Source organism: Paenibacillus sp. N119s, assembly GCF_059447605.1.
In genome coordinates this window covers 1-22,046 of sequence record NZ_JCAJRU010000030.1, presented here as the reverse complement: position 1 = coordinate 22,046, position 22,046 = coordinate 1, and the positions used below count along the sequence as shown (strand labels likewise).

Annotated in this window: 23 protein-coding genes and 1 other annotated feature; of the genes, 3 read left to right on the top strand and 20 right to left on the bottom strand. The window is 45.0% G+C overall.

What is annotated here, in order from left to right:
- Positions 1 to 9: 9 nt before the first annotated feature.
- The 9 genes from der to AC5V8P_RS06055 form a co-directional block, all read right to left on the bottom strand.
- Positions 10 to 1,332: a ribosome biogenesis GTPase Der gene (gene der / locus AC5V8P_RS06095; RefSeq protein ID WP_013371698.1), complete on the bottom strand. Its 1,323-nt coding sequence runs from the start codon at positions 1,330 to 1,332 to the stop codon at positions 10 to 12.
- A 149-nt stretch (positions 1,333 to 1,481) separates the two neighbouring features.
- On the bottom strand, positions 1,482 to 2,708 hold the full coding sequence (gene rpsA, locus AC5V8P_RS06090) for a 30S ribosomal protein S1 (RefSeq protein WP_063213503.1): 1,227 nt from the start codon (positions 2,706 to 2,708) through the stop codon (positions 1,482 to 1,484).
- A 118-nt stretch (positions 2,709 to 2,826) separates the two neighbouring features.
- Positions 2,827 to 3,420 carry a lysophospholipid acyltransferase family protein gene (locus tag AC5V8P_RS06085; RefSeq protein ID WP_063213504.1) on the bottom strand — a complete coding sequence of 198 codons (594 nt, stop codon included), beginning with the start codon at positions 3,418 to 3,420 and terminating at the stop codon, positions 2,827 to 2,829.
- Complete coding sequence (gene cmk, locus AC5V8P_RS06080; RefSeq protein ID WP_063213505.1) at positions 3,417 to 4,124, bottom strand: (d)CMP kinase; 708 nt, start codon at positions 4,122 to 4,124, stop codon at positions 3,417 to 3,419. The genes AC5V8P_RS06085 and cmk overlap by 4 nt, the downstream gene beginning before the upstream one ends.
- 129 nt (positions 4,125 to 4,253) lie before the next feature.
- A complete protein-coding gene (locus AC5V8P_RS06075; protein ID WP_064796386.1) occupies positions 4,254 to 4,913 on the bottom strand; it encodes a flagellar brake protein in 660 nt (219 codons plus the stop codon).
- Between the two features lie 165 nt (positions 4,914 to 5,078).
- Complete coding sequence (gene ypeB / locus AC5V8P_RS06070; protein WP_063213507.1) at positions 5,079 to 6,464, bottom strand: germination protein YpeB; 1,386 nt, start codon at positions 6,462 to 6,464, stop codon at positions 5,079 to 5,081.
- Between the two features lie 263 nt (positions 6,465 to 6,727).
- Positions 6,728 to 7,423 carry a glutamic-type intramembrane protease PrsW gene (gene prsW, locus AC5V8P_RS06065; RefSeq protein WP_063213508.1) on the bottom strand — a complete coding sequence of 232 codons (696 nt, stop codon included), beginning with the start codon at positions 7,421 to 7,423 and terminating at the stop codon, positions 6,728 to 6,730.
- An 84-nt stretch (positions 7,424 to 7,507) separates the two neighbouring features.
- Positions 7,508 to 8,122 (bottom strand): genetic competence negative regulator, encoded by a 615-nt coding sequence (locus tag AC5V8P_RS06060; protein ID WP_063213509.1) that lies wholly within the window; start codon positions 8,120 to 8,122, stop codon positions 7,508 to 7,510.
- A gap of 196 nt (positions 8,123 to 8,318) precedes the next feature.
- Positions 8,319 to 8,714, bottom strand: a complete 396-nt coding sequence (locus tag AC5V8P_RS06055) for a hypothetical protein (protein ID WP_063213510.1) — start codon at positions 8,712 to 8,714, stop codon at positions 8,319 to 8,321.
- A gap of 93 nt (positions 8,715 to 8,807) precedes the next feature.
- Between AC5V8P_RS06055 and AC5V8P_RS06050 the strand changes: the two genes are divergently transcribed.
- The gene (locus AC5V8P_RS06050; protein WP_064796385.1) at positions 8,808 to 9,701 is read left to right on the top strand and encodes a polysaccharide deacetylase family protein; all 894 of its coding nucleotides are present in this window, start codon (positions 8,808 to 8,810) and stop codon (positions 9,699 to 9,701) included.
- Between the two features lie 105 nt (positions 9,702 to 9,806).
- On the opposite strand, the gene AC5V8P_RS06045 is transcribed toward AC5V8P_RS06050, so the two are convergent.
- Both AC5V8P_RS06045 and AC5V8P_RS06040 read right to left on the bottom strand, forming a co-directional pair.
- Positions 9,807 to 10,148, bottom strand: a complete 342-nt coding sequence (locus AC5V8P_RS06045) for a hypothetical protein (RefSeq protein ID WP_063213512.1) — start codon at positions 10,146 to 10,148, stop codon at positions 9,807 to 9,809.
- On the bottom strand, positions 10,145 to 10,732 hold the full coding sequence (locus tag AC5V8P_RS06040) for a type II CAAX endopeptidase family protein (RefSeq protein ID WP_064796384.1): 588 nt from the start codon (positions 10,730 to 10,732) through the stop codon (positions 10,145 to 10,147). The genes AC5V8P_RS06045 and AC5V8P_RS06040 overlap by 4 nt, the downstream gene beginning before the upstream one ends.
- A gap of 187 nt (positions 10,733 to 10,919) precedes the next feature.
- Positions 10,920 to 11,174: a binding site (T-box leader), on the top strand.
- Positions 11,175 to 11,436: 262 nt separating this feature from the next.
- Here AC5V8P_RS06040 and serA point away from each other — a divergent pair.
- On the top strand, positions 11,437 to 13,029 hold the full coding sequence (gene serA / locus AC5V8P_RS06035) for a phosphoglycerate dehydrogenase (protein ID WP_063213514.1): 1,593 nt from the start codon (positions 11,437 to 11,439) through the stop codon (positions 13,027 to 13,029).
- Positions 13,030 to 13,234: 205 nt separating this feature from the next.
- On the opposite strand, the gene AC5V8P_RS06030 is transcribed toward serA, so the two are convergent.
- From AC5V8P_RS06030 to AC5V8P_RS06005, 6 genes are all read right to left on the bottom strand, one after another.
- Positions 13,235 to 14,689 carry an ATP-binding protein gene (locus tag AC5V8P_RS06030; RefSeq protein ID WP_064796383.1) on the bottom strand — a complete coding sequence of 485 codons (1,455 nt, stop codon included), beginning with the start codon at positions 14,687 to 14,689 and terminating at the stop codon, positions 13,235 to 13,237.
- Between the two features lies 1 nt (position 14,690).
- On the bottom strand, positions 14,691 to 15,407 hold the full coding sequence (locus tag AC5V8P_RS06025; protein WP_013371713.1) for a response regulator transcription factor: 717 nt from the start codon (positions 15,405 to 15,407) through the stop codon (positions 14,691 to 14,693).
- A 109-nt stretch (positions 15,408 to 15,516) separates the two neighbouring features.
- Positions 15,517 to 16,275, bottom strand: a complete 759-nt coding sequence (locus AC5V8P_RS06020; RefSeq protein ID WP_063213516.1) for a pseudouridine synthase — start codon at positions 16,273 to 16,275, stop codon at positions 15,517 to 15,519.
- 78 nt (positions 16,276 to 16,353) lie between these two features.
- Positions 16,354 to 16,884, bottom strand: a complete 531-nt coding sequence (locus tag AC5V8P_RS06015) for a spore maturation protein (RefSeq protein ID WP_063213517.1) — start codon at positions 16,882 to 16,884, stop codon at positions 16,354 to 16,356.
- A 7-nt stretch (positions 16,885 to 16,891) separates the two neighbouring features.
- The gene (locus AC5V8P_RS06010; RefSeq protein ID WP_063213518.1) at positions 16,892 to 17,635 is read right to left on the bottom strand and encodes a nucleoside recognition domain-containing protein; all 744 of its coding nucleotides are present in this window, start codon (positions 17,633 to 17,635) and stop codon (positions 16,892 to 16,894) included.
- Between the two features lie 63 nt (positions 17,636 to 17,698).
- A complete protein-coding gene (locus AC5V8P_RS06005; protein ID WP_064796382.1) occupies positions 17,699 to 18,961 on the bottom strand; it encodes a D-alanyl-D-alanine carboxypeptidase family protein in 1,263 nt (420 codons plus the stop codon).
- A gap of 207 nt (positions 18,962 to 19,168) precedes the next feature.
- Between AC5V8P_RS06005 and tgl the strand changes: the two genes are divergently transcribed.
- The gene (tgl, locus tag AC5V8P_RS06000; RefSeq protein WP_063213520.1) at positions 19,169 to 19,888 is read left to right on the top strand and encodes a spore coat transglutaminase TGL; all 720 of its coding nucleotides are present in this window, start codon (positions 19,169 to 19,171) and stop codon (positions 19,886 to 19,888) included.
- 91 nt (positions 19,889 to 19,979) lie between these two features.
- Here the strand turns inward: tgl and ytfJ are convergent, their stop codons facing one another.
- From ytfJ to scpB, 3 genes are all read right to left on the bottom strand, one after another.
- A complete protein-coding gene (gene ytfJ, locus AC5V8P_RS05995) occupies positions 19,980 to 20,492 on the bottom strand; it encodes a GerW family sporulation protein (RefSeq protein WP_064796381.1) in 513 nt (170 codons plus the stop codon).
- Positions 20,493 to 20,591: 99 nt separating this feature from the next.
- Positions 20,592 to 21,305: a DUF2953 domain-containing protein gene (locus AC5V8P_RS05990; RefSeq protein WP_064796380.1), complete on the bottom strand. Its 714-nt coding sequence runs from the start codon at positions 21,303 to 21,305 to the stop codon at positions 20,592 to 20,594.
- 140 nt (positions 21,306 to 21,445) lie between these two features.
- Positions 21,446 to 22,045, bottom strand: a complete 600-nt coding sequence (scpB, locus tag AC5V8P_RS05985) for an SMC-Scp complex subunit ScpB (RefSeq protein WP_495473578.1) — start codon at positions 22,043 to 22,045, stop codon at positions 21,446 to 21,448.
- Position 22,046 lies beyond the last annotated feature (1 nt).

Sequence of the window (22,046 nt, the reverse complement as noted above, 5' to 3'; positions counted from 1 at the left end):
TATTCGCTCCTAACTTTCGTCAGACTTGCGCCGTGTAAATATACGAATTGGAGTTCCTTCAAAGTTAAAGGCGGCGCGTATTTTGTTCTCCAGATAACGCTCATAAGAGAAGTGCATTATTTCTGGATCATTTACGAAGACAACCATCGTAGGCGGTTTAACAGCAACCTGAGTCACATAGTTAATACGCAGACGACGACCCTTGTCTGTTGGTGGTGGATTGATGGCAACCGCATCGGAAATTACATCATTCAGCAGATGTGTCTGAATACGCATAACATGCTGCTGTGCCACATGCTGTACAACTGGAAGCAGCTTTTGCAGACGCTGCTTTGTTTTTGCAGATAAGAACACAATCGGAGCATAGGTCATGAACAGAAAGTGGTCACGGATTTTCGTCTCAAACTGGTGCATTGTTTTGTCGTCTTTATCTACGACATCCCATTTATTAACAACAAACAGCGATGCTTTACCCGCTTCATAAGCATAGCCAGCAATGTGTTTATCCTGCTCAATGATGCCTTCCTCGCCATTAATCACGACCAATACAACATCCGCACGCTCAATGGCACGCATCGCACGCATTACACTATATTTTTCAGTCGTTTCGTATACTTTACCACGTTTTCGCATACCGGCCGTATCAATCAGTACATATTTTTGACCGTCTTTTTCAAAAGGCGTGTCAATGGCATCACGCGTTGTGCCTGCAATGTCACTGACGATAACCCGTTCTTCTCCTAAAATGGCATTAACGAGGGAAGATTTACCTACATTCGGACGTCCGATCAAAGCGACACGTATAACATCCTCATCATAATGATCTTCTTCTAGCTCAGGTAAATTGGACGTAATTGCGTCCAACAGATCACCAATCCCTGTGCCGTGACTACCAGAAACAGCAATTGGATCACCAAATCCATAAGAATAAAACTCATAGATCAGGTCAGCGCGACTGAGGTTGTCCACCTTGTTTACTGCTACAATGATCGGTTTACCCGAACGATATAGCATTTGAGCTACCTCTTCATCCGCTTGCGTTATTCCTGCTTTTGCATCGCTCATGAATACAATAACATCTGCTTCTTCTATTGCGAGTTCGGCCTGCATACGGATAGATTTTAAAATAACATCCTCACCATCAATCTCAATGCCGCCGGTGTCAATAATACTGAAGGATTTACCATTCCACTCCGATATACCGTAAATACGGTCACGAGTGATTCCCGGTTTATCTTCCACGATGGACAAACGATCCCCGATTATCCGATTAAAAATGGTGGACTTCCCCACATTCGGACGACCAACGATAGCCACAACGGGTCTTGCCATAAATTCACTCCTCCTGTCAATTCTTCCGCTATCATCATAGCAAAAAACATACTTATTGGCGATATGGTCACGTAACAACAATCGGCGAACCCTCTGGGTCCGCCGATGGTGTACGTTATGTGCTTATTATAAAATATATTGATTTAAACTCATTTAAACTTGTTCAGCTTATCGCCAAAACGTTCGCCAAGCGTAATGCTCAGTCCGGAGTTGTTGAGGGAAACGTTAGGATTATTCAGTTCCTCACGAGGCGCGCGAGATGCACGTGGTGCTCTTTCTGCTTTTGGAGCAGCTTCAGGAGCTTCCTCAGTTTCTTTAATGCTCAGGCTAACACGTTTTTCAGAAGGATTCATTTCAAGAATTTTAACTTTAACTTCTTGTCCTTCTTCCAGAACTTCTTGTGGCGTTCCAATGTGTTTGTGGGAAATTTGGGAAATATGAACCAAACCTTCCACCCCTGGAGCGATCTCAACGAATGCACCGAAGTTAACCAGACGTTTAACAACACCAGTTACGATATCATTGTTGTTGAATTGTCCAGCAGCAGATTCCCAAGGACCAGGCTGTGCAGCTTTCATACTCAGACTGATTTTTCCTTTTTCAGGATCTACCTTCAAGACTTTCACTTTCACTTGATCTCCTTCGGAAACAGCATCAGAAGGCTTATCAACATGAGTCCAAGCAATTTCAGATACGTGAACCAGACCGTCAACTCCGCCAACATCTACGAAAGCACCAAACTGAGTGAGACGTTGAACCGTACCAACGATTTCTTGTCCTTCTTTCAGCTCAGCCATTACTTTAAGTTTGTTAGCTTCGAATTCTGCTTCCAGAACGTCTTTTTGAGAAAGGATCACTTTGTTGTTTTCACGATCCAGTTCTTTCACAACAACACGCAATGTGCGGCCTTTGTAATCACTGAAATCTTCAACAAAATGGCGTTCCACCATGGATGCAGGGATGAATCCGCGCACACCCACGTCTACTACGATACCGCCTTTAACAACATCGTTCACAACCACTTCGAATACTTCTTTGCTTTCGAACAGCTTCTCCAACTTTTCCCAAGCGTTTTCACTGTCGATTGCACGTTTGGACAGAACGAGTTTTTCTTTGCCATCGTCGATGCTGATAATTCTAGCTTCAACCTCTTGACCCACTTGTACTGCTTCTTCTGCATTGTCCAGACCAGAAGACAATTCGCGAATTGGAATAACTCCATCGTATTTATATCCAATGCTTACTACCGCTTGGTTATCTTCCAATTTCACAATTGTACCCTTAACGGTGTCACCTTTTTTCAGGGAGACGATTTGATCGAGCTCGTCTTGATTTGCCGCTTCAGCAGCTTCTTGATTTTTAATTTCTTCCGACATGTCAATACCCTCCTCAATTCAAAAAAACCATTTATTTAAACCTGCGCTTGGCAGAGTTCAAAACATAATACATTTTTGTTCTAGTTTTCCTAGCTTAGACACAATTCATGCAAGCCTTTCAATCATTCGTAGGCTTACCCGTTTCCTTCATCGTGCGAATGCGTGACATAATTGCTTCTGTTGCCAGTTCAAGAGGATCTCCTTCGACATCGGCACCCTTTTGGTAAGCGTCCAAATTAACAGGTTTACCGTATATCACTTTCGTTTTACGGAAAAGCTTGTAATCACCAACAATGGCGACCGGAACGGCAGCCGCTCCACTGCGCAGTGCAAAACTGGCAGCACCCTTTTTACCAATTCCCCCAGCTCCTCTGGAGCCTTCGGGGAAAATCCCCATAACCTTACCGTCACGCAAAATGTTCAATGCCAGTTTAATAGATTCCTTACTCACGCCACCACGTTTGACTGGAAAAGCTCCCAGTTTGTCAATCAGCGGACCCAGTACAGGAACATTAAACAGCTCTGCTTTAGCCATAAAGTGAACCTTTCGCTTCAGCAAAATGCCAACTGTAGGAGGGTCAAGATTACTAATATGATTAGAACACAACAGCACTCCGCCCTCAGCAGGAACATTTTCCCTACCTACCGCCTCAAGCCTAAACAGAACACGGTAAATGAGACGCAAAATACTGGCGCATACAGTATATATCATTGGCTGATCTCTCCATCCTTCTCCGTTAAGCAATAAGATACGATCGTATCTACGACATCCTGAATGCCCATATGGGTCGTATCAAGCACGATGGCGTCCTCACTGCAACGAAGCGGGGATACCTCCCTCTCCTCATCAAACTTATCACGTGCCGCAATGTCACGTTCAAGCTGTTCCAGAGTGATATCATCAGTTCCGCTTAGTTCTTTAAAACGACGAGAGGCACGTTCCTGAACACTTGCGGTCATGAACACCTTAACTTCCGCATTGGGAAGCACGGTTGTTCCAATATCGCGTCCGTCCATAACGACACCCTTACGCGCAGCCATTTCACGCTGATTTTCGGTCAAACGTGTACGTAAACCAGCAATACTCGAATACTGTGACACATTGCTAGTCACTTCCATCGAACGAATCACAGTGGTAACATCTTCCCCGTTACAATAAACCTTTTGGCCTGTGGGGTCCGGTACTAATTCAATCACCAGCTCAGGTACATGTTGAAGCACTTTTTGTACATTTTCTGCAGGAATTTTTTTGCACATCATGTACCACGTTGCTGCTCGGTACATAGCTCCAGTATCTACATATACATAGGAAAGTGCTTTCGCTACCAAGCGGGCCACTGTACTTTTCCCTGCGCCAGCAGGTCCATCAATGGCTACATTTATTTTGTTAATTGAAGATACATGTTGCCTTGCCAACAGGGAATTCCTCCTAACCTAACCTCAAGAAAAAAGCAGGCATTGCCTGCGACGTGAAAATTATACCACACATTTATAGGCGATGCAAAATAAGCGACATGTTTACTAAGAAAGAAAATCATAGGATGACTACGATTTTTCCCGGAATTCTAACTGTCTTTCAAAACAGTATTTAATCAGTTTCTGGCGCTCTTGATCAGCGATTCTCTCATATTTCAGCATAATGAGTTTGCGGCCGTTTTCCATCTGCTGAATGCGCACAATTTCAGACTGGAAGGGAACATGCTCCTGAGTCCCATTTTTATACGGAACCAAAATCCAGCAAGACAATGATTCTCCTTCTTCAAGAGAATGTGAACCCTGAGTCTGAAAAGACACGCCTCCACCTCCCACATCATATGTCTGTGCTACAAATCTGGATTCGTTTGCACCATGCTTAACCGCAATTTCCAAGTTGGCCTTTACCCTGAGAAAGTTTCGACGCTGAATTTTGCTGATGCTGTCCCGAGCAGGCTTGTGAATACGAACCATCCGGATATTGTCTTCTTTAAAACCTGTTACATGGGTATTAAAGTAATTTTTAATCCCGCCTTCGCTCATAAAAAATATAGACAGTTCTTCCCCCAGAAACAATTTTTTTAAGTGTCCGTTTGTTTGTGACATGGGAATTTCAATTAGAAAATTTTGCGAATCTTCTTCCGCAATACGCGACTTAAATTCAAAGGATTCCTCCTTCTGGTCGTTACCAGCAACTTGTATGTATAACACATCATTAATTTTCGGAAACACATGATTCACCATCCTTGTCCATTAGAACCTATAATCAAGGTATATAATACCACGACTTTATGCCTATATTAAGCATTATATTTGCTAGAACCATGACTAAAGCACAAAAAACCTCCTTAATAAAGGAGGTTAAGAGTGACTAGAGATTCATTTTAGTGTAATCAACTAGGCATTACTTGCCGTAGCTTGTGGTTCATCAGAATCTTTTACCTGTTCAATCGTTTCTTCCATTCCCGTGTTTGCGTTAATGTAAATTCGATAAATGGAGCCGTTGATTTTACCGCCAAATTCATAGCACAGAACTTCATTCGACAGTTCATTTTCAATTAGTGCTTTGCGGTGGTAAGTTTCGCGGAACTCAGGATTCAACTTCGCACGTGCTGCTTTTAAATCCAGTTTTGCCTGGGGAATACGCCGAAGGTGACTGTGCTCATAGACATAATCACTGGCTTGAAAACCAATCACGTGTCCGTTATCCAGGCCTGATCTGACTGAGATTTTTTCTGGATAGATAATCACATCCCCCTGTTGGGTCGCGAATGTAATGTTGGCTAAATTCCCTCTTTCATCATATGAGACGGGCTTCATGCCTTTGTAGCCCTTTTGTTCAAGATACTGACTTGCATAACGAATCGCTTCATTACGAGTTGCTTTTTTAGGACCTATTTCTCTCATGTCATGATAAGAGATGAGCTTTCCACCCTTTTTGGTAAAATCCATCGTGGCCACAGGCTTCTGCTTATTAAACAGCGTAGCCGTATAAGACGCCCATTCTGTTCCTTTACCATTTTCGTTCACACGAATCTGACTTTCTGGTTTTCCTGTAAATTCAGCGGCATTCCGCTTAATTTGTCCTGCATCCACTGCCGGGAGACTCAACTTTTTCACTGAACGCTTATCATAGATGCTTGCGACAGAGGGGCCCCAATCCAGTTCTTTGTAGCTCTCTACTTTTTTGTCCACCGTTTTAAATCCGTCAATAATGGTGTTATCCTTCGGTCCAGTTTGAGAACCTGGAGCCATATCAACATCCGTCCAGCGTAAGTTTTTGCTTAGGACTTTCTGCCGCACCTCGTGCATGTTTTTCGAAATTTCCTTGGAGTTGTTATATAACGTTTTCAGATTCGCTATTTCTTTCTCGCTTAAAGGTTCGTGATCCAGATCACGAACAGCAGTCTGGTACGAAAATGCAGATAGATGTGACAGCAAATCTTTGGCATGGTTAAAGGGCATTACGTTGAGAGGCAACTGATTAACCTCACTTTGTGCTTCACTTGTAATCCTCCACACGTTCATCAAACATTTGCGATGCATCGCGTGTGAAGTAGTATGGACAGCAACCGCATTACCGAGTTGGGAATGCAACTGATCCATATGGAACGACAAATCGTGAAAAGCGCGCTGATATTGATTTTCCGCTTTAATCGACATACTATTTGCTCGAGCAGACACCTCTTTTCTCATCTGGTTTTGCTGATAACCCCATACAAACGCTCCTATCATAATCAGGGTAACCACCGGAAACATTACGGCACTAAGTCGCTTATACATATTGGGAGTCTCCTTTCTTCAAATACACTACCGATAGTGTGACAAGAAGAAAGCTCTCTTATGCATGCTTTTCCATGACTTCAATAATAAACTCACAGTTATCGCAAATACAGCGTTTAAAGCCAGTCTGAATCTGTCCCTGCTCCATCCGTCCTCTCAGCACAAAGCGTTCTCCGCATCTTTTACAATGGATTCTTACTTTTATACGCAAAAAAGACACCTCTTCCTCTAACAGGCTTGTCAGATCAGTGTGTCCCATTTCATTACATATTAACCTTTTCTTCCCGTTTCAACATCCGAAAAGGAGAGCGGTTATTCGCCCGACTGATTTTTGCCATTCCTCCATACCATAAAAAGACCATTAATGGAATGATAAACCAGATCCAGTCGTGTGAAAATTTCGTCAAAATCAAATCATATACTCCGTGCCAAAACCATGGAAGCACTAATGACAGAAGCAACATATATTTACTCTTCAGGTGTTCGGAAAACTTGGCTTTCCCCATATAATAGCCCATCATAACGCCAAACATCGCATGACCGGATACCGGTAGCAATGATCTCATCAGCAACATGCTGATCGAAGCATGCCCGGCCCAGGCATATAACAGATTCTCAACCGTGGCAAACCCGAGTGAGACTGCGGCTGCATATAATATTCCATCATAAGGCTCGTCAAACTCCGTATGGTTATAGATAATGTGGTACAGCAAGAACCATTTAAAAAACTCTTCCACTCCAGCGGAAATACCGAACACCTGAATAAGCGTGTCATCCCCTAGCCAAAGTAACAGCCCGCGTTGAAAAATCATCACCGGAAGTACCACCAGAAAACCGAGCAAAAATACTTTGATAACCATGTGCAGGGGCTCCGAATCATATCGGTCCTTTAAGTAAAAATACATCAATAAGGCAAGACCCGGCGCTGTAGCTGCCGCTAAAACTGAAAACAGAAGCACCGATCATCCCTCCATAAAAATGAGTCGGCCCTGCTTTCAGCGCAGAGCCGACAAATTAACTACATTCTCCTTTTCTAACCCAAATCAAGAGCGACTATCAAAATGAGTACAGATGACAGCAACTGCCTGTTCAGGAATGACCAGCTTACCGTACTCTTCCAGCATAGCTGGTGTTACAGATGAACCTTCTCCAAATTCAGCCAGAATCGCAATTAAGGCAGCAAGCTTGGACTCTTCTACTTCCTCTGGCTCCAAATGCAGAACCCATTTTCCTCTATAATGATACAGCTTACCTGCTTCCGTTGTGTTACTGCGGAGCATATGAGCCGCTTCTATGAGTACTTCAAAATCGCTAAACGCGTAAACGATGGAATCACTGTGTTCCATTGTGACTTCCATCTCGTAGACTTCCTCTGGAAGCTCCTCATCGGGACCCGAACCATACTGCTGGTGATCGTATTTTCCCCGAGTGACGATAACAACCATCCCCTGAGCAGGAAGCGCAAAGACTTCGACAGCTAACGGTCCCGTGGCGTCAAAGCCCAGTTCGCTGTATGCCTGATCCATCATTTCAGTAAACAGCTCATGAACTCTTGGGATCTCTTGCCACATATCATCCTTTTGGATACCCCGTTCGCTCAAATCGTCAAAGGTAAGGAAAATCCGTATCTTGTCCTGACTTAATCTTTCTATTTTCATACTGGACCCTCCTCCTGGCAGCCGAGTGTTATTAGCAGATTATGATTCAAATATGATGCCTGTGATGAAAATGGTTCTATGTAATCATGTTATCATTTTATAATCGTAAATGCACGAATAAAAATGATAAAAAAAAGAATCATTTGAACGGCTTTAACAAAAAAGCCGCAAAATGATTCGGAATAGAGGTTTTGGGTTACAATCCCGGTACGGCTGTATGAGTTTCTTTCAATATTTGCTCGACCTCACGCTTAACATCGGGACTTGAGCTAATAAACTCTTTAATCAATCTCATGTTCTCTTCTTTGCTCTTGGCCGTTTGGGTATTATAAGCGGATTTATCTGTTTGCGAATGATGCTCGTGTTGTGAACGATGCTCGTGATCTCTGTGGGTGTTTTGTGTATTTAGCGAAATATCACCCATACCTGGAAACGCAGCGTCCATCATTTTTGTACGGGCTTTCTGTACCAAATTTCCGCCTTTGTTTCCTCCCATGTCCATGGAAAAACCCAACATATTGCGGTTACGAGAGATCAGAGAGCTTGCGACAGCACCCAAGACGATTCCCAGGAAAAATGAAGATGTTTTCACAATTAGAACCTCCCTTTGTGGTAGAATCAAGCATAGTGTTCGTCAGCAGAGCCAAACTCATACGGTATAAATACAGGAAGGTGAGATGAATTAATGGGTACAAAAACAGCAGCCATTTTACTGACCGCATGTCTGCTGCTTAGTGCTTGCACTGCAACCAAACCGGATTCGGTGAACTCCAGTAACAGTGCCAAAGATCAGAGCAGTGTCTCTTCCCCAAAAGCAAACAGTAAGCAAGCAGACAGTGATGAGCAGCAAACAGTGAGTAAAACAAATACACAAACTGACAAAACTGATGCCGAGAGCAACGGAACGGCAGACTCGACAACTGCTACGACCAATAAAATGTATCACTTGGACAAAGCTTACAATGTAATCCCTAACCAGCAAGGTGCCGAAAAAAAAGTAGTGTTGCTGACTTTTGATGATGGCCCCAAGGAAGCGGTTATGATTAATAAAATTATTGATATCTTGGATAAGCACAAAGCAAAAGCGATTTTCTTTGTAAACGGTTATCGTGTAAAAGAACATCCTGAGCTGCTCAAACTCATTCATGACCGTGGGCAGCCCATTGGCAACCATAGCTGGGATCACATCGTTCTCAAGAACAAGTCTGAGGCCGAGGTCAAAAAACAGATTGAAACAGTACAAAAAATTGTTAAAGACACTACAGGTCAAGCCCCCGTATTCTTCCGCCCTCCTCATGGTGCTGGTGGAGATGTAGGCCGCAAGGTGGCCAAGGAAAATGGGCTCTTGTATATGACATGGTCCGTCGGTTCTCTGGATTGGACCATGAGAAAGAGTCAACCTCATAAAACGGAGACACTTCTCAAAAACGTAACAGAACAATTGCACCCAGGCAGCAATATTTTGATGCACGAACTGCCATGGACTGCCGAAGCGCTGGACAGTCTATTGACACGCCTTGAGCAGAAGGGCTACCAATTTGTCGATCCACAAAGTATTGAGGTCCCAGCCAGTTCATAGATACTTGCATACATGCTGGTGTGAACAAATGTATATGATATATAAAAGGCCTTCATCTCCACATATCTTGTGGAAGATGAGAGGCCTTTTCGCGTAACATGCCGATCACCAAAGCATTTCACTGATGGGTGGTGCACCCTTAATTCCCCACCATAATAACGCTGCAGTGATAAGCACAAAAAGTGTGCTCAAAAAATTTAAAAACCACTTGCTTACCCGAATACGGCGAGACGGAAACATCTCTGTCCGTGTTCGGTACTCACTGGCAGGAGTGTCCTCCGCCATTGTCACAGCAACTTCTGGTGCAACGGCAACATCAACCAATTCTGGCATGGGCCGTGCAGCACGGGAGCGAACCGGTTTCGACTTTGACCTGTCCTCCTCCTTGCCTTTGCGCCCCTTTCGGCGGCTACCATAGGTATGCACTCTGCTAAGTTCCTGATTCATTCTTCATACCTCCGAAAACGTAACGCTAAGCCAGATATAAGGTCAATCACAAAATGACAAATGATCGGTGCCCACAGGCTGCCTGTCTGCACATATATATATCCCAATCCATAACTGCTAAGGAAAACCCAGCCTGTGGGAATCCAATGCCGTAAATATCGGATATGAATAACCGCAAACAATATACTTGTCCAATAAGGACCAAAATTATACTGAATCGCACCTCTAAACAACAGTTCCTCACAGATGGAAACGATAGCAGCTATACAAATAATATGCCAAACTGGCCGATTTTGAAACAGCATTTGATTAATTCCACCGTCATCCATGGCATCCTCAGGCATAACCCGGGATAGGAGCAAATCCACCAATAGCATAGCGGCCGCCAGTCCCAATCCCCACCATAAGACGTGTACAGAGTTTGGCAATGCAAACAGTTCAAATACATTTCTTTTCTGAAATATAATCCAGATTGCACCAATCAGCAGGGTCAGCCCCTGAGTTAGATACAAATTGTAAAGCAGCAAGCGGTCATTTAATTGATGAATTTCCGCTTTTTTCCATTTCACTTTAAGCTTTTTCATAGTTAGTTAGTCCTCTGCTTAGTCTTCTTTAGCATCATAGCCAAAAAGTCAGGCGGATTCAAGAAGACTTAAATCTTAATTTTTACCGCTTTCTGTAGCTATGTAACTAGTCGCCTCCCCACACATGTCACATGTCCTATTGACATGCCCATGTAAGCCATGATACATTATGAAAAAATTATTAGCGACAACAACAATGATGGAGAAAAGGTAGTTCATTTCGTCCTCAGAGAACCGGTGCTTGGGTGTAAGCCGGTGGCGAAGTAATTACTTTCAGCGCTCCTGAGTTATTGCATCGAGGTCTAGGGGATTCTATTTTCCCGACATTAGATGCAATCGGCAGAAAACCGTTATCCTTTCGGTCATTTTATGACCGCTGAAGGCAGTCCATTGCGAAATGGCTGCGAATTAGGGTGGTACCACGATAACTCTCGTCCCTTACTATGGAGATAGTATGTGATTCGGGAGTTTTTTTGATGCCCGAAAACCGTAAAACAACTCCGCATAAGGCTCTTGGTTGTCAGTTTGGTGCAAAATCCTATTTTATCCCTTTTCTGCGTCAATGCGTTATCACACAAATGTTTAGACCGCTCTCCTGTACTTTTTAGAAGCATTTCAAGTTTTTTTCATGTTCTTTATGGAATGTATTTCAGTTCGAAGTACATCCTGTCCATAAAAGAAGTTAACTTTGAGGAGGAAACCAAATGTTTAAAGTGTTAGTATCCGATCCAATCAGTGACCTGGGCATTCAGCAGCTGGTGGATGCAGCCGATGTCACAGTGGACAAGAACACAGGTCTCAGCGAGGATGAATTGGTTCAAATTATTGGTGACTATGACGCATTACTCGTCCGAAGCCAAACTCGGGTAACCGAACGCATCATGGCGGCAGGTAAAAACCTCAAGGTTGTCGGACGTGCCGGGGTCGGCGTGGACAACATCGACCTTCAAGCAGCAACACAACGCGGGATTATCGTTATTAATGCTCCTGACGGCAATACAATTACGACATGTGAGCACACTTTTGCTATGATGATGGCACTGGCTCGTCATATTCCACAGGCTTACGCTAAAACCATCAGCGGAACATGGGATCGTAAAACATTCCTCGGTGTCGAACTGCGCAACAAAACACTGGGAGTCCTTGGCATGGGACGTATCGGCAGTGAGGTTGCTAAACGCGCCAAAGCATTTGGCATGAGCATCCTCGGTTATGATCCGTTTCTGACCGAAGAACGCGCTGAGAAGCTGGGCATCAAGCTGGCCAGCGTAGACGAAATTATCCGCAACGCAGATTTCATGACCGTACACACACCATTAACACCCGAAACAAAGCATATGATTGCCCGTCCACAGTTTGAAGTGATGAAAAAAGGAATGCGCATCATCAACTGTGCCCGTGGCGGAGTTATCGATGAACTGGCTCTTGTTGAAGCCATTGATGAAGGAATCGTTGCCGGTGCTGCTTTTGACGTATTCGAGTCGGAACCACCAGCACAGGATCATCCGTTCCTGAGCCATCCAAAAATTATCGTTACACCACATTTGGGTGCATCGACTGTCGAAGCTCAGGAGAACGTCGCAATCGACGTGTCTGAGCAGGTGCTGCATATTTTACGTGATGAGCCTTTTAAAAACGCCGTCAACATGCCTCCAGTACCATCTAATGTCATGACGCAATTGCAGCCATATTTCTCACTCGGAGAGAAGCTGGGCAGCTTTGCCGCTCAGATCACCAACCAGGCTGTACATGAAATCCAGGTGGATTACGCTGGTGATTTGTCTTCAGTGGATACACAGCCGCTTACACGTTACATTTTAAAAGGTGTACTCAGCCGCCATCTAGGCAGCGATGTGAACATTGTAAACTCTGTGCATCTTGCTAAAACACGTGACGTTCATCTCGTCGTCTCTCAGGCGCCTGCCACTAAGGGCTTTACTAACCTGATCACCGTTACGCTCAAAACACAAAGCGGCGAAGAACAACGTGTATCTGGCACTCTGCTTGCAGGCTATGGTGAACGTATTGTTCGGTTGAACCAGTTCCCGGTAGACGTGGCACCAGAGGCTCATTTCCTGCTTATCTCCCACAACGATAAGCCAGGCATTATCGGCCGTGTTGGCACCTTGCTTGGGGAGAACGGGGTCAATATCGCTTCTATGCAAGTAGGGCGTAAAATTGTTGGCGGTGAAGCCATCATGATCCTGACTGTTGATAAAGCCGTACCTAAAGATGTGCTGATTCAACTCGTAGGTTTACCAGAACTAAATACTGCCCAGGAAGTAGTACTGGATTAGTTCCATTCAGTGTTGAAAAATCCCTTGGCTTTTATCTATAAAGAGAGGCGCCCGGCTACCGAGGCGCCTCTTCTTATATCCTTATCTAACATAGAAGCATCAATCTTGAAACAGAATGTTCCACGTTGAACAAGATAAATGTTGATTTTTCAACAAAAAGCACCCTCTTCCGAGGATGCCTACAAACTGGGATATATGAGCCATGTTACAAGCTTGTTACAGAGCCCAGCTTTGTTTTATTGGTGATCGGCAACAAAATAGTAAATTCCGTCCCTTCTCCAAGCACGCTAGCAGCTGAGACAGAGCCTCCGTGAGCCTCTACGATGTTTTTAACAATAGCTAGTCCAAGTCCAGTCCCTTTGTCCTCACCACGCACTCTGGCCTTGTCTGCCTTGTAGAAGCGGTCAAAAATATAAGGTAGATCCTCGCTGGCAATGCCCACACCTTCATCCTTAATCCGAATACGGATTAACTCATTCCGTTCTCCCCGAATTTGATCCGCCCCAATGGTAACCTTTTTCCCTAAGGGCGTGTGCCTGAATGCATTATCTAGCAAATTGGTCAACACCTGTTCCAGTCGGTCCTCATCTGCCTCAGGCAACAGCAAGCGTTGGCCTGGCTCATGATAATCGAGTGTCAGCCCCTGTTCCTTGGAGCGGACCGTAAATTTCCGGTGAACACGCTCGAGCAGCTCATTCACATCCACTTCCTGACGGTACATGTCCGTATGACCTGCTTCCATTCGGGCCAGATCGAGCAGATCTTTGACTAGCCTTCCCATGCGCAATGATTCATCATGGATGACTTGTACCAGCTCCTCGGACTCTTCTGGTGAACCTGCCATGCCGTCAAGCAAAGCCTCACTATATCCCTGCATCATAGATAAGGGTGTACGGATCTCATGGGATACGTTAGCCACAAAATCGCTACGCATCTTCTCGAGTTTGACTTCTTCCGTAATATCTCTAAGCACAGCTACTGCACCACGAATAGCGTTATCCGTATACAGCGGTGCCATTTGCACTGACCAGGAGCCTTTCTTGACATGAATATGGTCTCCAACATCTTCCCCTCTGTCCATAACTGTATGGAACAAAGGCAGCAAAGGCTCAGGCACAGAAGCTCCGAATTCCTCCAGATCACGCCCCTGCCACTCCAGCTTTTTCCAAACATCCAGCAAATTTTGTGCAGGCGGATTCGTCAAAATGATTTGTCCGCTTCTGTCGAAAGTAATAACGGCATCAGACATGCTACGCAGTACACTGGATAAATGGTTTTTTTCCTCATTCAGACTGCGGATCGTCGCTTCCAGTTCCGTAGACATATGGTTAAAAGTTTTCGCTAGCTCTCCAATCTCATCGCTGGTCACCAGCGAAAGCCGAGTATCATACCTTCCTTCACGGATGGCATTCGCCGCCTGAATCAACAGCTGCATAGGCTGTGTGATTTTAGTAAAAAGAAATAGAGCAAAAAAGGTCGTCAATAAAAATCCGACAATACATGTATAGGTGAATAAATGCTTGATTTCCGTCGATTCATGTGCCGCAAAATTTCTATTGATATACGGCAATAAAAAAAGCCCCAGAAAAATAAGTACAGACCCTACGAGACAGATGATGGTGATCCACAGCTTGCCTACCAGCGATCTCCAGAAGTTCACGTTATTTTGGAACCTCCAGCTTATAACCTACGCCCCATACGGTCGTAATCATAGCCGCTGCCTCTGGTGATACCTTATTCAGCTTTTCACGAAGCCGTTTCACATGCGTATCCACGGTGCGCAGATCACCAAAAAATTCGTAGTTCCAAACATCTTTCAGCAGTTCTTCGCGTGAGAAGACTTTATCAGGCGATACCGCCAAATAATGCAATAGCTCGTACTCTTTAGGTGTTAGGCTGATTTCAATTCCACCTGCCGTCACCCGGTGTGCATCATGCTCAATAATAAGATTCGGAAAAACAATACTATTGCTCGGCACCGCCTCTTTTGTTAAAAAGGCCGTCTCCGACGACCGTCGTAAAATCGCCTTTACCCGGTAGATGACCTCTCGCGGGCTGAAGGGCTTGACCACGTAATCATCAGCTCCAACTTCAAAGCCTTGAACGCGGTTCACTTCCTCGCCTTTGGCTGTCAGCATAATGACAGGTGTCGATTTGGTTTGACGCAGCCGTGTACACACTTCAATTCCGTCCATACCCGGAAGCATCACATCAAGCAAAATAATACTGTAATCGCTTGCAGTCGCTTTTTGGAGAGCAATCTCGCCATCCTCAGCTTCTTCGATTTCGTATCCTTCTTTTTCCAGATACATCCGCAGAAGGCGGCGAATGCGTTCTTCATCGTCTACAATTAAAATGCGGTTGCTTTGTTCTGACATATTCCCAGCCCCTTCGCTAAAAAAAGCATTCTCTCTATTTTACTATTTTCCCGTGCTTGGTCAAACTTTACTCTCATCCAATAGTCTCTTTACACCAAAAAGGCCGGGGTTATGACCCCCGTCCTGTCCGTTTCTTTTTCGTGTTGTCTGATTTGGCCAGTTGAATGAGACGGTTGATTTCGTCCTTGGTTAGGGGTCTGGTGAGACCACGCTTCAAGTTTTGCAGCAATAAATCTCCGAAGGCAATCCGCTTGAGTCTGATGACCGGGTGCGAAATGGCCTCAAACATCCGTCTTACCTGGCGATTTCTGCCTTCGTAAATGGTAATCTGGATCACAGATTCCTTACCGTCCGGATCTACATCCTTATATTCTACCTCGGCCGGTGCAGTAATGCCATCCTCCAGCACGATTCCTTTTTTCAGCTTGTCCAGCTCAGTACCGTGCGGAACGCCTTTGACTGTTGCCAAATACGTCTTTGGCACATGATGCTTGGGATGGGTGAGCAGATTGGCGAACTCTCCGTCATTGGTAAGCAACAGCAGCCCTTCGGTGTCGTAATCAAGACGCCCTACCGGATATACACGTTCCTTGACGCCTTTCAGATAGTCAGACACAATTTTGCGACCTTCCGGATCAGAAGCGCTCGTAATAACCCCTTTGGGCTTGTTCATCATCAAGTAGATTTTTTTCTCCGTTTTGATCGGGCGTCCCTTTACTGTAATCATATCTTGATCAGGGTCTGCTTTTGTTCCCAGCTCAGTTACGGTAACCCCGTTTACTTCCACACTGCCCGCCTGAATAAGCTCCTCACATTTACGTCTGGAAGCTACACCGGCTTGGGCCAATATTTTCTGCAATCTTTCCATGTTCGCTAATTCACCTCATGCTAATGATACCCATCCATGAGCAAAATCACAACCCCCGAGCAAAAAACGATGCAGAATTCAAAATACTAGCAAACAAATGGCAATAGCCGCTACAAAACCAACCACATCTGAGAAAAGTCCTACCTTCAAAGCATATCGTCCATTGCGGATACCTACCGCACCAAAATATACAGTTATTACATACAGCGTAGTATCTGTGCTGCCCTGAATTGTTGAAGCAATCCGCCCGATCATGGAATCGGGACCATAAGTGCGAATTAGATCTGTCGTGAACGCAAGTGAACCCGTGCCCGTCAATGGGCGGAGCAAACCTAAAGGCAGCACCTCGCTAGGTACGCCCCAGTTTTTAATCCATGGGGTTACCCAGGATATTACATAGTCCAAAGCGCCAGAGGCTCGAAAAATGCTAATCGCCACCATCATGCCTACTAGATGAGGAATAATGCTGATGGCGGTAGAAAAGCCGTCTTTGGCACCATCTACAAAAGAATCGTAGACAGGGACCTTTTTGGCATATGCATATAAAGGAATGAAAGCGAGAATAACCGGAATGGCCCAAGTCGATACGAGGTTAATAAAATTCAGCATGCCTCCCTCATCCTTTCCAAGTGGTGTTCCTACCCTTGGTAGCTGTGATACCCGTTCGCGGTACGGCAGGTGAAGATGTAGGCGGTACTGGTGAAGCAGCCTTAGAAGTTGGTGGTGGTGAGCTAAGTGGCCCCGTGGAGGTCTTGAACTGCGGATTCGCTGGCGGACGACGGCGCAGTTCTCGACTACGATACCAACGATCGGCCACAATGGCGGCAAAGGTAGCTATAGCGGTCGCCACCAGTGTCGTTCCGACGATTTCTGCCGGATGTGCGGAATGAAAATTTAGCCGAATGGCGATTAATGTTGTAGGAATAAGCGTAATACTGGCTGTATTCAGCGCGAGCAGCGTACACATGGCAGGTGTAGCGGTTTGCTTGTCAGGATTAAGCCTTTGTAACTCTTGCATCGCCTTGATCCCCATGGGTGTCGCTGCATTCCCCAGTCCCAGCAGATTGGCGCTCATATTGGACAAAATGTAACCCATAGCAGGATGATTACGGGGAATATCAGGAAAGAGAAAGGCGACCAAGGGAGAAAGCAGCTTAGCTATTTTCTCTAGAAGCCCGCCGTCTTCCGCCAGTCTCATCATGCCCATCCAGAACACCAGCACACTGATCAGTCCAAAGCATACGGTTACCCCTGTAGTTGCCCCGTCAAAAGCCGCCTTCGTCACCACCTCAATATTTCCCTGTGCGGCTGCAAATACAAATCCTATACAAATCAAAGCCACCCATATGAGATGAATCATAACTGATTCCCCCTTTTCCCAATGCTGTGACACTGCAGCTTTATATCCTCTAGCCTACTTGCCTTATGCTCCGAACAAGTTTTTTAGAATCTCATTCCATTTGCTGCTCCAGCCTTGTTGCTGAGTATGGTTTGCAGGGACTTGTGCAGTCGGAGTTTCCTGCTGCGGCGGCCGGGTAGTTTGAGCAGGCAGCTGACTGCCTTTTTCATACACAGGAACGGAACCGACCAATTGACCTTCCAGTAAAAATTCGACTCGTCCCCGTAAACCAAAAGATACGTCATTTCTATCTGCCGAAGCGGATTTTCTAAACAACACCAGTCTTTTGCGCAACTGATTTTTCTCACCTTCATGTAAAGGATAGGAAAAACTCGCACCTGTCAAGAGCGGATAACCATCAATTGGCTGCTGTTTGTCCGTAATCGGAATGAGGGGATAATATCGGAAGCCATAATCAAGCATACGGGCATGGTCATTCCAATCGTCTCCATCATTCAAGGTAACAGCAGCAAGCTGACGTCCCTCACGTGTAGCTGAGCTGACCAGGCAGCGAAACGCTTTTTTGGTAAAGCCTGTTTTTACACCGTCAGCCCCCTCATACAACCGCAGCATTTTGTTTTTATTGTGCCATGAATAGTCCCAGGAATCGTTGGGATTCGGTGCTTTTTTCAGTTCAGTTTTTACGATACGCGCAAAAGTCGGATTATGTAGTGCATAAGCAGTAAGCCGGGCCATATCGTTGGCTGAGGAATAATGTCCCTCGGCGTCCAGCCCGTGAGGATTAGCAAAATGCGTATGGTTTAACCCAAGCTGAATCGCCTTGTCATTCATTAAATGGACAAATCCTTCTTCTGTCCCCCCTACATGCTCAGCAATGGCCGAAGCTGCATCATTACCCGAACGGAGCATTAAGCCGTACAGCATATTTTCCAGCGTCATTTGTTCACCCATTTTCAGAAAAAGCGATGATCCTTCTTTGGCATATGCTGTTGGACTCACCTTTACTTGGTCCTGCAATCGTCCATGTTCAATGGCTACGATCGCAGTCATAATTTTGGTCAGGCTAGCTATACGGAGCTCCCGGTCACCTTCGGCTGAATATATGATCCGCCCTGAAGTAACATCAATTAATGAAGCTGCCTGTGCATGAGTTTTTAACGCGGGCGGAGTTGCTTCTGTTTTTATCGCTCCCTGTACAGGCTGTGGACTCAGTAATGTGAGCGGCCATGACAAAATAAACATAAACACGAGTGGAAAAACAAATGCGCGCGCCTTATTCCTGAAATGGCTGTGATCCGCATGGATATGTTGTTTTTTTTTAAACATTTGGATTCCTCCGGTTGTGAGCAAGTCTTGTACCATTCTATGTCCAAGCTGTTCAAAGTATGTCCACCTTTATAACATAAAATTCCTTATACAGGACAGGCGTTAGCCGCTCTTTTTTGCTTTCTTTACGTATAGTAAGCAACTTGCACCCCTGAACACATATATATTAGTTACTAAACGTTAATTAGGATAACGGGAGGATACAACATGCAGCGACAACAGTTTGAAATGATTTTAAGATCGCGGATAGTAGAATCCGCACAAGCATTGCACCAAAGTGGTGTATCCTTCGCCACTTTTGATACTACCCGTTGTAATCCGCAATTTTGGGAGTTAACGGAAGAAGGCGGTTGTCGGATCAAGGCAGGCGTCACTCCGGCGCAGGGGATCAGGGATATCTTTATCAACGGTCAACAATACGCTTTTGAATGTGCAACTGCAATGGTTATTGTTTTGTACAAAGGAGTATTGGATTCCATTCTGGAAAGTGAGTTTAATCGAATTTTTGCAGATATGCTGTTGTATGACTGGCACTATGACAGCGATCTCAGGCTCATCCAGCAGCAAGGCAGTCATAAAGCGGTTCCTGGGGACATCCTGTATTTCAACAATCCAGACGTGTCGTCAGATGCATTGGAATGGAAAGGCGAAAATGTCGTCAAAATGAAGAATGATTTATTCTATGGACATGGGATTGGTATTTTGCCAGCGCAGGGTATTATCGATTCTCTTAATCGACATCGTCGACCGGATGCCACGGTATCTGCTTATTTGACGAATGAAGTGGTCTACCCTGACTTTGTTTATCTCTCCCAGTTCGCACCCGAAGGAAACCGATTTGAATTATCAGTGAATGCATTTTATAACCAAGAATTCAGTCACTCTATCCATGCTGTCATTGGCGACAGGCGGTTTATTCAGGAATAGGGCTGAGTGCATACTGAAAAGAAGGTATTCCTAGGCCTAAACTCGGCTTGGGAACACCTTCTTGTGAGAACACTGTTAATTTCAATAACTTTTACAAGTAAGCCGGACCCGTTTGACTTTGATCAGTATTAGCATTTACTGGCACCTGTGGGGGTGGAGTCTGCATGTTGCCGTCTGCATTCTGGAAGTTGCCACCTGCATTCTGGAAGATAGACTGAACCTTATCAATCAGATATGGTGTAGAGTCGATAATTTTCTCAAACAGATGCGTTTGATTATCGAGTGGAACAATTTGTGCTCCCTGTTTACCTACAACTAGAAAGGCAATGGGATGAATAGATACACCACCTCCGCTACCCCCACCAAAAGGATGTCCTTCCTTCACACTATGATTTCCTGATGCCGAGGAAGAATGAAGCGCCTCTTCATCTACGTTAAAATCACTTCCCCCGGCTGCAAAACCAAATCCCACCTTACTGATCGGCAAAATAACAGAACCATCGGGTGTTTCCACCGCGTCTCCCACAATCGTATTTACGTCCACCATGGCTTTGATGTTTTCCATCGCGGTTTGCATGAGCCCTTGAATCGGATGATCTGACATGTTTTATTCCTCCTCTGCTTATCTCAAGCGTAGACTGCTTTTCTTTCGCTATTGTGCGCCAAGGTTCAAGGAAATATGTATGTCAATCCTTTAAGCAGATTATTCTTCACTGCTGGCTTGATCATTCTCAGGTTCTTTGGAAATAACCCGTTTCCATGCCTCTACCCCTCCCGGAACACGCCATATGCGATAAGCCAAAATGAGCATGGAAAAGATTAAATAACCGAGCGATATTTGGGCTTCACAGTTCAAGATGGTAGTAAAACGTAGGCGGTCCACCCAATAAGGTACAACAAACACCTTTGGGGTACAATCCATGCGTACAATGCTGGAGGTATAACCGATCAAGGACGTTTTCAATCCCCACAATATACCGGTTGAGGTCGCTGTATAAGCCGCATCAGCAAGGCTAATGTTGGTAGACCACTCCATTTTTGACACCGTTACATGAGCCAATGTATGTCGCATCCATCTCCGTAAAGATTTCGTTCCCTTAAGCAAAATCTGTATATCATGTATAAATCGCTTGATCTTTTCAGTGTCAATATTTCCGCTATCCACAGAAGCATCCGTTTTATGTATGTTTTTATGGCGGTCAAGCCGATAGAGTATCCCTTTTTTTAAACCAGTTATGAGAAGGGCCGGAATGTCGTAATTCATTTTGATCAACCCGTATAGAAATCTGATCTCTAGATGCGCCCGGTCATCATTGTCATGCTTGGCAATTTCCAGCTTTAATCGAATATGGGAGAGCAGAATAGCCAGTACAATTACTATAACGATGATGAAGGCGATACCGATCCATTTCCACACTGGCGAGTCCTCCCTACCTTTTTGCTATAGAATATCATGGTAAAAATAGTATGACCCTTCGGCGAAAAATCATGCATCTTAAAATGCCAAACAGCCAGCCCTCAACAATGTAAGGACTGGCTGTCTTTTGAATGTGTAACTCAGGATTCCAGCTCCGAATCGATCTCCGCAGGCTGGCTGCTCTCCAGACGCTCGAACAATAGCTGTGTCTCTTCTTCTAAATTGTCCGAATCCTCGAACAGCTCCGGTTGCGGTAAATCTTCGAGAGAGCCTAGACCGAAATAATCTAAGAATGATTTCGTCGTTCCGTACAATATCGGTCGTCCGATGGCCTCAGCTCGACCTTTTTCTTCAATGAGCTCCTTGTTGACCAGTGTATGTATGGCCCGCTCGGATTTGACCCCCCGAATTTCTTCGATTTCAACTCTTGTAATGGGCTGGCGGTAGGCCACAATGGCCAGTGTCTCCAAAGCAGCTTGAGACAATGAGGCACGCGCCGGAGAGTAGGCGAGCTTTTCAAAATAAGGTGCATGCTCGGATAAAGTTGCAAGCTGATAATGACCGGCAATACGAACAAGCTGCAGACCTCTTCCTCCCTGCTCCATGTCCTGTTTCATATCTTCCAGACACTTTTCAACCAGCTCTTGTTGCTGCTCTACAATGTCGGCGATCTGCTTGGTGGACAGTCCTTCCTCTCCTGCGAGGAACAGCAGCCCCTCAATAATTGATTTCAGCTTCAGA

Coding starts and splice junctions, on each gene's coding strand:
- der (WP_013371698.1), bottom strand. CDS start 1,332: ATGGCAAGACCCGTTGTGGCTATCGTTGGTCGTCCGAATGTGGGGAAG.
- rpsA (WP_063213503.1), bottom strand. CDS start 2,708: ATGTCGGAAGAAATTAAAAATCAAGAAGCTGCTGAAGCGGCAAATCAA.
- AC5V8P_RS06085 (WP_063213504.1), bottom strand. CDS start 3,420: ATGATATATACTGTATGCGCCAGTATTTTGCGTCTCATTTACCGTGTT.
- ypeB (WP_063213507.1), bottom strand. CDS start 6,464: ATGTATAAGCGACTTAGTGCCGTAATGTTTCCGGTGGTTACCCTGATT.
- AC5V8P_RS06060 (WP_063213509.1), bottom strand. CDS start 8,122: ATGAAAATAGAAAGATTAAGTCAGGACAAGATACGGATTTTCCTTACC.
- AC5V8P_RS06050 (WP_064796385.1), top strand. CDS start 8,808: ATGGGTACAAAAACAGCAGCCATTTTACTGACCGCATGTCTGCTGCTT.
- AC5V8P_RS06045 (WP_063213512.1), bottom strand. CDS start 10,148: ATGAATCAGGAACTTAGCAGAGTGCATACCTATGGTAGCCGCCGAAAG.
- AC5V8P_RS06040 (WP_064796384.1), bottom strand. CDS start 10,732: ATGAAAAAGCTTAAAGTGAAATGGAAAAAAGCGGAAATTCATCAATTA.
- serA (WP_063213514.1), top strand. CDS start 11,437: ATGTTTAAAGTGTTAGTATCCGATCCAATCAGTGACCTGGGCATTCAG.
- AC5V8P_RS06025 (WP_013371713.1), bottom strand. CDS start 15,407: ATGTCAGAACAAAGCAACCGCATTTTAATTGTAGACGATGAAGAACGC.
- AC5V8P_RS06020 (WP_063213516.1), bottom strand. CDS start 16,275: ATGGAAAGATTGCAGAAAATATTGGCCCAAGCCGGTGTAGCTTCCAGA.
- AC5V8P_RS06015 (WP_063213517.1), bottom strand. CDS start 16,884: ATGCTGAATTTTATTAACCTCGTATCGACTTGGGCCATTCCGGTTATT.
- AC5V8P_RS06010 (WP_063213518.1), bottom strand. CDS start 17,635: ATGATTCATCTCATATGGGTGGCTTTGATTTGTATAGGATTTGTATTT.
- AC5V8P_RS06005 (WP_064796382.1), bottom strand. CDS start 18,961: ATGTTTAAAAAAAAACAACATATCCATGCGGATCACAGCCATTTCAGG.
- tgl (WP_063213520.1), top strand. CDS start 19,169: ATGCAGCGACAACAGTTTGAAATGATTTTAAGATCGCGGATAGTAGAA.
- ytfJ (WP_064796381.1), bottom strand. CDS start 20,492: ATGTCAGATCATCCGATTCAAGGGCTCATGCAAACCGCGATGGAAAAC.